This window comes from Occallatibacter sp., assembly GCF_049802275.1.
Lineage (GTDB): Bacteria > Acidobacteriota > Terriglobia > Terriglobales > Acidobacteriaceae > Telmatobacter.
In genome coordinates, this window is the sequence record NZ_JBARMD010000039.1 from 1 (window position 1) to 3,283 (window position 3,283).

General features: G+C 56.8%; 4 protein-coding genes. 3 read left to right on the plus strand and 1 reads right to left on the minus strand.

Translation table 11 applies throughout. The features are described from left to right. Positions 1-231 precede the first annotated feature (231 nt). Positions 232-642, minus strand: coding sequence for a hypothetical protein (locus WA354_RS01135; RefSeq protein WP_472811171.1), 411 nt, complete (start codon positions 640-642; stop codon positions 232-234). Positions 643-1,307: 665 nt separating this feature from the next. On the opposite strand from WA354_RS01135, the gene WA354_RS01140 reads away from it, so the two are divergent. The 3 genes from WA354_RS01140 to WA354_RS01150 all read left to right on the plus strand — a co-directional run. Continuing rightward, entirely contained in the window at positions 1,308-2,219 is a 912-nt protein-coding gene (locus WA354_RS01140; protein WP_472811172.1) for a sigma-70 family RNA polymerase sigma factor, read from the plus strand. Between the two features lie 59 nt (positions 2,220-2,278). After that, the gene (locus WA354_RS01145) at positions 2,279-2,695 is read left to right on the plus strand and encodes an OsmC family protein (protein ID WP_472811173.1); all 417 of its coding nucleotides are present in this window, start codon (positions 2,279-2,281) and stop codon (positions 2,693-2,695) included. Between the two features lie 52 nt (positions 2,696-2,747). After that, on the plus strand, positions 2,748-3,283 hold a 536-nt coding region (locus tag WA354_RS01150), incomplete at its 3' end, for a LysR family transcriptional regulator (RefSeq protein ID WP_472811174.1).

Here is a 3,283-nt window from a genome sequence, read left to right on the forward strand (position 1 = left end):
CTGGGATACAAGATTGGCCGACACGAAAGCGGGATTGATCCGCGTCTGAAATATCACCTGGGATTGAACCGGCAATACTGGATCCGCTAGTGCTGCTGTGGGCGGAGATTGAGCGGGTCATCGATCGATCCGCATGCACTCTCTGCCTTCAAGAAGGTGATCGACGAGAAAGCGGCCGCACTGGAAATTGGTTGCTTTGAGGTCGGACGGCTGCAGGCAGGCACCCGCTGATTAATCCCGCGCTGCGCGGGCCTCGTCCTGCTCGCTCGTGTCATTGGAGGGCGCGATAAAGAAACGAGAAATCATCTCCAGCAATTTGGCCGGTTCGCCCTTGCGGACGAATCCGTTCACGAATGGGGCAATATCCGTGGGCAGGGACCAAAGATCTGAGAGAACGATGATGGGGACGCTGGGATAGAGGGCGCGGATTTCCCGGGCGAAATCAGGAGAGGTTTTCATGGAATTAAGCCTGTAATCGAGCAATACGAGTCCGAGACACTCCTCGCGTGGAATTTCGGTACCCGCAAATCGAACCAGGGTTGGCAGCGCCTCGTAGCCGGCCTGCTTTATGAGCAGGCCATAGATCTCCAGGTGCATCGGGTCATCATCAAGGATAAGAACTTTCGGATGAATCGCTTGCATTTGACCCTCCGGCGGTAGAGGTGAGCACTCAGGATACCCATCAACGGAATTCCGGTCAAAGGAATTAAATTGAAGCCCTTTCGACCATCGGGCCCCGGCGAAAGCGACGGAAAAATCGGAAGACGCCTATTCATAGGACGGGAAATGGCGGTATCAGGATTCCACAGGTCAATATGCGCGTGATTTAAATAGAATAGTTCCGATGAGTTTCCCGATTAAAACGTGCGTTGTATGCGGGGAAGAGTTCGAATTGAGGCCCGATAAACCGGGATTCGCGAATCGCTGTCCGGACTGCAGTTCTCCCGAGGCGGAAGAGGAAAGGGATCAGCAACCGATGAGCGCCGATGAGCGTAAAGCGCTGAACGAAGTGAATGCAGAGAGGCGCAAAGTGATTCGGGACCTGCTTTATCGCAAGGACCGGTGAACAAGACTCCCCAGCTGCAACGACTAGGCTTCCGCGACCCGCTGGATGAGATCGGATTGTTCCGTGTCGTTCTCGGCGCCGTGAATGCGTCGAGCACACCCGAGCCGAGGGCGGTTTGGGCGCCAGTGCAGAGATTTTACGCCTGGTGTGTATCGACTGCCTGCTGGAAGTGGATGGTCATCGCGCACATACGCGGGAATGGATCGTTTTCTATACTTATGATGGAAAAGAACTATAACCGATGCGATCTGAACTGGCGAAAGCCGTTGACCTGTTGCAGCGCAACTCTCCTGAGGCGGTGGAGGAGGCGATCGGGTTGCTGCAAAACACGGTGTATTCGTTCAGCATGAAGGTGTGCGGACATCCTGAAGATGCGGAAGACACCATGCAGGAAGTGCTGTTCCGTTCGCTGAAGCATCTTGCCAAAATTCAGGATCCGCAAGCCCTTTCGGTGTGGCTTTATACCGTGACCCGCAACCGATGCTGGAGAATGCGTCGCAAGCCAGCTGGCGGCGCGGGGTCTCATGTATCGCTCGATGACCTGATGCCGGATGACACCGAACTGGCAAAGCTGCTGGAGGATGTGGCTGTTTCTCCCGAAGGCAGCGCGGTACAGGCAGAGCAGGAGGCACTGCTGCAGCAGGCGGTGCTGCGAATTCCGGTTGCATTGCGACTGGTACTGGTGCTCCACGATATGGAAGAGCTGACAACTGAAGAAGTTGCACAGGTGCTGGGATTGCAGCCGGGAACTGTGCGGGTGCGACTGCATCGCGCGCGACTTGCTGTGCGCAAGGAGATGAGCGTGCAGATACGTCACCTGGGCGCCGCGCAATCGCGAAAGGCGAATCGGAGCGAAAGGACAAAAAGCAAGAGGGCAGCGAGGAAGAAACGTCCAGCGGAGTGTCGCGACCTGTTTGCACAACTTTCTGAATACCTGGATGGACGCGTGGAGCCGGCGACGTGCGAAGAGATGGAGCGCCATATCGAGGGATGCCCGGCCTGCGTGGCCTTTCTTCGCGACATGCGCGTTGCAATTGATCGCTGCCGATCGTTGCAGGCTTCCTGCGATCCGGCGGTGTCGAAGCAGTTGCGGGGGGTGCTGACGCGCGAGTACGTGCGATTGATCACTGCGCCCGTTCAGAAGAAAGCTTAGAAACTCTGTAACGAATTTCACCGTTGGTGTCTTTCATCCAGTGAAGGACGAGGGTTTCTATGGAAGTCACAGTCAAACAAATCGATCGATTCAAATTCAGTGTTCAGGCGAGAGCGCACTCCGTGATTTGCGATCAGCCACGCGAGAATGGTGGCGAAGACGCAGGGATGACGCCGCCAGAGTTTTTGCTGGGCTCGCTCGGCGCATGCGCCGAGTTCTATGCCGTGCAATATCTGCGAACGCGCAAGCTCGATGATCGCGGCGTGGAAGTCACGGTGTCTTCAGATAAGTTGATGCAGCCTGCCAGGCTTGGGAATTTTCGCATTCACGTGACATGCCCTGCCGAGCTGAGTCCGGAACAGATCGAGGGGCTGCGGCGTTCGGTGCATCACTGCCTTATTCACAACACACTTCTGTCTCCGCCGAGCATCGAGATTGAGGTGGCAGTTGGTGAGCCGACGATGAGCGTGCCCTAACGAGTTGGGACGAGCCCGGCTCTGGGTCGAGCGCGGGTGTTCTAATACCGCCATGGCCCATCTTGAGAATGCGCGACTGGCTGTGTTTCGGGCTGTCGCGCAGCAGTTGAGCTTTCGCAAGGCCGCGGAGGAACTTTTTCTCACGCAGCCAGCGGTGAGTCTTCAGATCAAAGCATTGGAAGAAGACCTCGGCGTGCAGCTCTTCGATCGCACCGGCTCGCGGGTTGCATTGACTTCCGCGGGAAAAACTCTCCTCGGCTATGCAGAGCAGGCGCATGCCCTTTTGCAGCGGGCCGAGCATGAGATCGCAGCCATAGGCGGCGAACTGGCTGGGCAGCTTTCGCTCGGTGCTTCGACCACTATCGCTCAATACGTTTTGCCGCGAATGCTGGGTGATTTTCTCGCCGAACATCCGCGCGTGCAGCCGACGCTGATCAGCGGAAACACGGAGCGCATTGTCGATGCAGTCGTCCAACACGAGATAGCCCTGGGATTCATTGAAGGGCCGTCGCGCAGCAGGGATGTCAAGGCAGAGCCGTTTCTCACCGACGAACTCGTGTTGATTGTTCCGGCGGCACACGAATGGGC

What these genes read in the sequence shown, in the direction of transcription:
- WA354_RS01135 (WP_472811171.1), bottom strand. Translation starts at nt 642, where the DNA reads ATGCAAGCGATTCATCCGAAAGTTCTTATCCTTGATGATGACCCGATG.
- WA354_RS01145 (WP_472811173.1), top strand. Translation starts at nt 2,279, where the DNA reads ATGGAAGTCACAGTCAAACAAATCGATCGATTCAAATTCAGTGTTCAG.
- WA354_RS01140 (WP_472811172.1), top strand. Translation starts at nt 1,308, where the DNA reads ATGCGATCTGAACTGGCGAAAGCCGTTGACCTGTTGCAGCGCAACTCT.